We start from the raw sequence: 7,183 nt of genomic DNA, 5'->3' as shown, positions 1-7,183 counted from the left end.
CGCTCTTCCGATCTGTTCCAGGCGGGATCGACCGCGCGCCCATGAGGCCAGCGTCGATGGACCTCGCCGCGCCAGGCTTTGAGCCGCTTCTTGCCGACCTCGAGGCGCGCGGTGCGTCGCCCGAGCAAATCCGCGTGGACCTTGAGTTCGCGTGGTGGGCAGCGGCTTTCGATGGCATCGTCGCGGCGGACCCGGCGCTGATTCAAGCGGGGGCGCTGGGCGCTGCCGTGGAGCAATATCTCGCACTGGACGCCCAGTTTGGCGAGCGGCGGATAGGCCCGCTCATGAGGGCCGTGGCCGAGTACCGCCGCCAGGCCATCGCGCGCCACCCGTCAGATGCGCGCGACCTGTTTGCCACCCTCATGGAAGGCACCGACGTGTCCGTGAGGGACGTGAGGCGCGACTTTGGGCCGGTGGTCGCGGCCCTTCGCCCCGTGGTGATTGCGCGCGCGGAACAGGTATCGCACCTGCTACCGCCCACGCGGTGCGTCGACCTCGTCGTGGTCTACGGCGCCGAGTCGCTCGCGACGGCGCAACTGATTCCCGCGCTGGCGCGCGCCACCCAAGTGGTGGTCGTGGCCGACGCGCACAGCGCCACCCGTTCGGCGGTCGCCAACCTCGCCGAACTGTTGCCGCACGTCACCCTGCAGGCGCTGCCGCAGTCCCGGGATCCGCGGGTGACCGCCGTCTTGGCCGGTCTCGGTTACGACAAGGCCGTCGCCGCCATACCGGCGCCAGGCGAACCGGGGGCAGACGGCGGGCTCACCGTGACCATCGTCGACGCCGTGGCGCAGCCGGTCGTGGGACGCACCACCGTCGAGTCGACTCGCGCCGAGGTTGCTGCAGTGATCGAGACCGTCATGCGTGCGTCGGCGACGATGCCGCGCCGCACCGTTGCCGTGGTGGCGGGCAACGATCTGCACGCCGCACGCATCGCCGATGCACTGTCCGAACGCGACGAGGCCGTCGCCGACCGCGTACCCGTAGTGGTGTGTGGTGAGGCGGCAGGGCTCGGCGCCGACGAGGTGGTGGTGAGCCTGGGCTACGCGCGCGATCACCGCGGCGTGGGGCCGTCAGACATGGGCATTCTCACCACGGAACACGGGGCCGCCGCACTCGCCCAAGCGCTGGTCGCCGCAAAGTCAAAGGTGACGGTGTTGAGCGCGCTCGCTCCGCATCACCTCACGCACGTGGCGAGCGGCCACGAGCACGCGGAAGGAGTGGTGGCGCTTGCCGAGCTGGTGGAGGCCTCCACCAAGCCCGCGGTACCCTCCGAGCGGTCGGGGCCCGGTCCGTCCGACTGGTTGCTTGCCGACGTGGCCCGCCTGTTGCGCGCCGAGGGACTGGCCGTGCGCCTTCGCTACGGGGTGGGCGGCCAGGCGATTCCCATGGTGGTGGGCGACACGCGCGACCGCGGGTACAGCGTCGCTGTGGTGACGGACGAGCCACCGTCGGGGCCGCGCGGCTCTGTGCGCGACCGTTTGCGCTGGCAATACCGGCATCTCGAGGCGATCGGCTGGAAGGTCGTGTCGCTGTGGACGATCGACGTGTTCATGGATCCCGCTGGCGCCGCGGCGCAAGTGAAGCGTGCACTGAGGGGCGAGGGCGACGAGGCGGTGAGGGAAGCTCCCGAGCCGCAGCGGGAGGTGGAGCCCCGGGAAGTCACGCTCTTTGACGACGACGCGTGGAGCGGCGAGGACGCGGCGGAAGGCGAGGACGCGGCACCGCCACAGGACGAACCGGAGCCCGAACCGGAACCAGAACCGGAACCGGAACCCGAGCCCGAACCCGAACCCGAACCAGAACCGGAACCAGAACCGGAGCCAGAGCCGGAGCCCGAACCGGAACCCGAACCAGAGCCGGAGCCGGAACCCGAGCCGGAACCAGAACCCGAACCCGAACCGGGCGTGGCTCCCGCGCGCACTGGCTCAGACCGCCCGCTCATTCCCACGCGCGCGTGGGAGGACGAAGACGCCGGGTGGGGCGATCGCGGCAACAGCCGCGACGATGAGCTCAAACGGGATCGGCCACCGCACTGGTAGCTGGCTTGGGCTCTGCTTTGGGCTTGGCTGCGTGAGCCGCTGTGTTGGCCGCTCCGGCCTTGGCGGCTGCACGGGAGTCGGTCCGGTAGAACCCTGACCCCTTGAAAGAGACGCCCACGGCAGAGATGACGCGCCGGATCTGCCCCTCACACACGGGACAAGTGGTCAGCGCGTCGTCGTGAATCGATTGGCTGGCATCGAAACGGTGTCCGCACGCGCTGCAAGCGTACGAGTAGGTGGGCATGAGTGGATTTTACGCGCCGATCCGGGCCACTGATGACGGCGTCACCACGATGGTCACCGGAACGTCGTGTCGCTCGCGCGGCAACGCGCGAGTATCCGTGTCATGGAACTCGTCATCGAACACGAGCGCCACGATCGGCACTCCGGGCGTCGCTTCCGTCAGGGCGCGGTCGTACCACCCTGCGCCTTGACCCAACCGGGTGCCGTTGGTGTCCGCCGCTAGGGCGGGCACGATGATCATTTGGGCGTCGGCGAGGCGATCGGGTGGCAGGAACTCACCGGTAGGCTCCGGCGGCCGCCCAGGAGCCCTCTCGACGATGTTCTCGGCGCTGGAGAAGATTCCCCAGCCGCGCACCAGGCCGTCTCCCAGGCGAGGCATCAGCACTTCTACGCCGCGTTCGTGGAGGGCATCGATCAGGGGCAGCGTTCCCGGCTCGTGTGCGCGGGAGGCGTACACGGACACACAGGTGACGCCCTCCATCTCCGGGAGCGCCAGCACGTGGTCGCGGAACGTCTTGGCATGTTCGCTGATGCGGCGTTCTCCGCGTTGCAACCGTGTTTGGCGGACAGCGCTGCGCCACGCCTTCTTGGCCGCTGCTGGCGGCATGGTGCGTGTGTCGATGTGCGACAAGGGGGACATGCCCCCATTGTGTCAAAACCGGGAGACTTCCGTGCAACAAGGGTGGCGCGGGCCGGATGGCGGTTGCACGGTGTTGGCGCGGCACAGGAGAATGCCTGGGTGACGTCGCGCAGCCTCGAGGAGCATCGGTCGGACGTCCTTGCGCTGCTATCACCCCTTGCGCCCCTCGACTTGGTGTTGGCCGACGCCTTGGGTTGCGTGGTCACTGACGACGTGGTGGCCCGTGCCAACGTGCCAGCCGTTCCGATCGCGTCGCGAGACGGCTTTGCCGTGAGAACGGGAGACACGCGGGGCGCGCGGATGCGCCCCCTCTCGTTGCCCGTTACTCACGACGTGCTGCCAGGGCAGAGCCCCACGCGCCTGATGCCCCGCACGGCCGCCAGGATTGCCCGTGGAGGGGCGATACCGCATGGCGCCGATGCCGTGGTGGCCCGACCCACGTCGGCGGATGTCACGCTGTTCCTGGATGTGGAACCGCCGCCAGGGGAAGGGGTGGTGGACGCCGGCGGGCACTGGAAGGCGAACGACGTGGTGGTCGAGGCGGGTACCAGGCTTGGAGCCGGGCACATCGCGTCTTTGGCCGCATGCGGCTACGCGACCGCGCGTGTCTTTCCTTCGCCCCGCGTCGCCGTGATCGCCGTCGGTTCGGAGTTGCGCGGACACCTGGGGAGCACTCACCCCTCGGTCGCTCCAGCGGAGCCGACCATCGACGCCTCCGGCCCCTTGTTGGCGGCGATGCTTACTTCCGCTGGGGCGCGAGTGGTGCGCACGCTTGCGGTTCCTGACGACGCCCCGTTGCTCCGGCACGCCATCGCCGATGCCGCCTTGCAGGCGGACCTTGTGGTGACCCTCGGCGGAGTGTCTGACGATTGGCACGACGTGGTGGGGCCGCTGCTCGTCCATGCCTACGGCGGCGAGATTCGCAGGGTGAGACTCATGCCAGGCGACCAGCAGGGCCTCGGCATCGTGCGCGACGGCGACGCCCAATCCGTCCCGCTGCTCGCGTTGCCGGGGGACCCCGTCGACGTCGCGGCGGCCTTCGCCGGTTTTGGCATCGACGCGATCATGCGGATGCGCGGGCTGACCGTAGAGCGCCCCACGGCGAGCGTGGAGCAGGGGTGGCAGGCGCCGTTTGGGTTCGCCCAGGTGGTGCCGGTGCGTCGCGCCGAGGATGCGAAGCAACGCGTGTCTCCTGTGGGAGACCCCGCGCATCCGCTGTTGCGCGACATCGCGGCGGCCGATGGCGTGGCACTGGTGGCGGACGACATCGTCGAGGTGGTTGAGGGAGATGCGTTGCCGATCCTGTGGTGGCAGCGGTGAGGTTCGGCGAGCCGCGCCTGGAGCGGGACGGATTGCGGCTGAGGCTGCTGCGCGCACGTGATGAGTCCGAGTGGCTCGCCTTGCGTCAGCGCAACAGGGAGTGGTTGCGCCCGTGGGAGGCGTCCTCACCCCCCGGCACGCGCGACGAGCCGCTCTCCTTTCGGGCATACGTGCGGCGAGAGCGGGCCTCGTGGCGGGCGCGGCGCAGCTTTCCCATGGTGATCGAGCGCGATGGCGAGCTGGTGGGCAGGGCCTCTCTTGGGCGCATCGAGTGGGGGCCGGAACGCGGCGGAACGCTCGGCTACTGGGTGTCGAGTCACGTGGCCGGTCAAGGCATCGCCCCTGCGGCCGTGGTGTTGCTCAGCGAGTTCGCGTTTGCGGAAGGGCTGCACCGCATCGAGATCGCCATCCGTCCGGACAACGAGGCATCGCTCGCTGTGGTGCGCAAGCTTCAGCTGCGTGAGGAGGGCATGCGGGCCTCGTACTTGTTCATCGACGGCGCGTGGCGCGACCACCGCATCTTCGCGGTGACTGCGGCAGAGAAGCGCACGGGAACGTGGTGGACGGGAGCCGTGGATACACCCTGAGACTGACACGCCGCGCCAGGTCCCTGAGACGTGCCTGGCCCCGCCGTACCGTCGTGTCATGCCTCCCGCAGGACTACTCGCCATCATCGCCGTAGGGCTGATGCTTGCGTACGTTCTGCCACAGCGCATCCGTGAGCGCAGCGACTATGCGTTGGTGCGCACTGAGGATCGCTACAGCGCCGAGATGCGGGTGGTGCGTGCCACCGCGTCGCGTGTGGCTCCCGCCGATGCCGCAAGCGCGTCGGCCGAGGTTCCGCTGCTGGTCACCGGCGCGGCCCGCGTGAGAGTGGCCTCCGTGGGCGAGGCTCACATGTCTCGCCCGAACGGCCCGCTCGATCGCGCGGCCACGCACGCTCAACGCGAAAGCCTTCACCTGAGGCGCGACCGTTTGGGATCCATGGCGCAGCGTGCCGCCCGCGCCCGCAGGCGTGCGTTCTTCTCAGGGGTCGCCACCCTGGCGACAGTGATTGCCTGGGTGCTCGCGGCGACCACCGCGACCCCCGCCCTGATCGCTGGCCTCGCGACGGGCGCGATGGTGACTGTGGTGGGCGCATCGGTGCGTGCAGGTGCGGCCGAACGAGCCGCGCTCGCTCAGATTCGCGCCGTCGACCGCGAGGTGCGAGCGGCCGCAACCGCCACGCGTGCCCTCAGGGTGGTGTCTGCGGCCCGCGCGACGGGACAGGATGCTCAGCCGAGCGACGTTGCCACGCAAGCCATCCGCATCATCACCTCGACCGATCTGGCGCCGCTCAAGGCGCCCGCTATTTCCAGGCCTCGCCGCGCGGGCGCCTCGGAGCAGACGTCCACGGCCGACGCTGACGCCGCTCAGGCGCGGGACGGTTCCGCAGGAGGCGCCTGGCGACCGAAGACTATGCCGGTTCCGGCCTACGCGCTCAAGGCCTCGGTGCGCCAGCAGACCGCTCGGCAGATGTCAGAGGACGACTACGCCGCGTCTTCGCACGCCTCACACAGGGCCTCGCAAGCGGAGGCGCAGGCCGAGCAGGCAGCGCACGACGCCCCCCGCACGGGAGCGCTCGATGCGATCCTGGCGAAGCGTCGTCAGGCGAGCGCCTAGCCCACTCGGGGGCGATTGCGCGCGGTGAAGGCCGCACAACATCCCTCTGATTTCCGGCAGAACGGGAACCCTACGCCGTGCCCGACGTTGGTTGAGGAGTAGCCGACGCCGCTTGGCGGTACGCGCACACCACGCGCGTGACCGTGGGAGACTGGGGCGTCACCGAACCGCTGGGAGATTTGCACGTGAAGCACCGCCTTGCCCTTTCCGCCGCCCTTGCCGCGGCAGCCCTTTCGCTCGCGGCCTGCGCGCCGAACCAAGAGGAAGCCGTGTCGCCAGGTGCGTCGCCAGGCGCGTCACCGGATTCCGCGACGGCACAGCCAGGTCAAGTCACTGCCGTCGATCCCGCCGAGGCGCTCGCCCAGATGGAGTGGATCGACAACGGAGACGGCGAGGCGCCAGGGCTTGAGGCCGACACCCCCGTCGAGTTCACCGCCACGGGGACGCGCCTCATCACCGACGGCGACGGCGACGAGATCACAGAGGGCCAGATGTTGGCACTCGACTACATCATCGTGTCTGGCGCGGATGGTGAGACGCAGTACTCGACGTATGAGACCGGCACCCCTGAGCAAGTCCAGTACCTGACGGCCCAGATCGACCCCGTGATCGGTGAGGTGCTCGAGGGCGCCCACGTTGGCGTCGACTTCTTGTATGCCGTGCCAGGTGATGGCACAGGCGGCAGCGTCATGGTCGTGACTGTGACCGCTGTGAGCGACGTGCTCGACAAGGCGGAGGGCGTGGCTGTTGCGCCCGTTGACGGTCTGCCGACCGTCACCCTCGCAGAAAACGGCGCCCCGTCCGTCGAGTTTCCGACTGCGGTTCCCGAGGGCCTCATTGCTCAAGACCTCATCACCGGCGACGGCCCCGTAGTAGAGGAGGGTCAGAGCTTGACCGTCCACTACACCGGCTGGGTCTTTGACGGCGAAGAGTTCGACTCGTCATGGGGCCGCGGCGCCCCGGCGACCTTCTCCCTGACGGCCGGCAGCCTCATCGAGGGCTGGGTCCAGGGCCTGCCCGGCAAGACGGTCGGCAGCCAGGTGCTGCTGGTCATCCCGCCGGAGCTCGGCTACGGCGAGGCTGGCTCGGGAGAGACGATCCCCCCGAACTCGACGCTCGTGTTCGTGGTGGACATTCTGGCTGCGAACTAGCGGTCGGTCGGCGTCGGCGGCTGTGAGCCGCCGACGCCGATGACCTCGCCGCCATTCCCGTGTGGCGGCCGCGAAGTGATACTCTTTTGGTCGCTCCGCGAGGGGCGATGGGGCTGTGGCGCAGT

The 7,183-nt window shown here is 69.4% G+C and carries 6 protein-coding genes and 1 pseudogene; 5 read left to right on the top strand and 2 right to left on the bottom strand.

Annotated elements, in window-relative coordinates; all coding sequences use genetic code 11:
- A pseudogene (locus QZZ33_RS07560) lies at positions 1–2,042 on the top strand (hypothetical protein); the annotation flags it as partial.
- Here QZZ33_RS07560 and QZZ33_RS07555 read toward each other — a convergent pair.
- Positions 2,014–2,286: an FmdB family zinc ribbon protein gene (locus QZZ33_RS07555; protein WP_291379165.1), complete on the bottom strand. Its 273-nt coding sequence runs from the start codon at positions 2,284–2,286 to the stop codon at positions 2,014–2,016. The pseudogene QZZ33_RS07560 and the gene QZZ33_RS07555 overlap by 29 nt on opposite strands.
- A gap of 9 nt (positions 2,287–2,295) precedes the next feature.
- Positions 2,296–2,925 carry a 5-formyltetrahydrofolate cyclo-ligase gene (locus QZZ33_RS07550; protein ID WP_291379164.1) on the bottom strand — a complete coding sequence of 210 codons (630 nt, stop codon included), beginning with the start codon at positions 2,923–2,925 and terminating at the stop codon, positions 2,296–2,298.
- Between the two features lie 99 nt (positions 2,926–3,024).
- Between QZZ33_RS07550 and QZZ33_RS07545 the strand changes: the two genes are divergently transcribed.
- From QZZ33_RS07545 to QZZ33_RS07530, 4 genes are all read left to right on the top strand, one after another.
- The gene (locus QZZ33_RS07545) at positions 3,025–4,245 is read left to right on the top strand and encodes a molybdopterin-binding protein (protein WP_291379163.1); all 1,221 of its coding nucleotides are present in this window, start codon (positions 3,025–3,027) and stop codon (positions 4,243–4,245) included.
- The gene (locus tag QZZ33_RS07540) at positions 4,242–4,832 is read left to right on the top strand and encodes a GNAT family protein (RefSeq protein WP_291379162.1); all 591 of its coding nucleotides are present in this window, start codon (positions 4,242–4,244) and stop codon (positions 4,830–4,832) included. Before QZZ33_RS07545 ends, QZZ33_RS07540 begins: the two co-directional genes overlap by 4 nt.
- A 58-nt stretch (positions 4,833–4,890) precedes the next feature.
- Positions 4,891–5,907 carry a hypothetical protein gene (locus QZZ33_RS07535; RefSeq protein ID WP_291379161.1) on the top strand — a complete coding sequence of 339 codons (1,017 nt, stop codon included), beginning with the start codon at positions 4,891–4,893 and terminating at the stop codon, positions 5,905–5,907.
- Between the two features lie 137 nt (positions 5,908–6,044).
- A complete protein-coding gene (locus tag QZZ33_RS07530; RefSeq protein ID WP_291379160.1) occupies positions 6,045–7,058 on the top strand; it encodes an FKBP-type peptidyl-prolyl cis-trans isomerase in 1,014 nt (337 codons plus the stop codon).
- Positions 7,059–7,183: the final 125 nt, after the last annotated feature.

The sequence above is a fragment of the Demequina sp. genome, from assembly GCF_016278775.1.
Classification (GTDB): Bacteria; Actinomycetota; Actinomycetes; order Actinomycetales; family Demequinaceae; genus Demequina.
Note: the sequence above shows the minus strand (reverse complement) of the source record. Positions and strands in the feature narration are given on the sequence as shown.

Excerpts from the sequence above, each read along its gene's own strand:
- QZZ33_RS07555 (WP_291379165.1), bottom strand. The coding sequence starts at position 2,286 with ATGCCCACCTACTCGTACGCTTGCAGCGCGTGCGGACACCGTTTCGAT.
- QZZ33_RS07550 (WP_291379164.1), bottom strand. The coding sequence starts at position 2,925 with ATGTCCCCCTTGTCGCACATCGACACACGCACCATGCCGCCAGCAGCG.
- QZZ33_RS07535 (WP_291379161.1), top strand. The coding sequence starts at position 4,891 with ATGCCTCCCGCAGGACTACTCGCCATCATCGCCGTAGGGCTGATGCTT.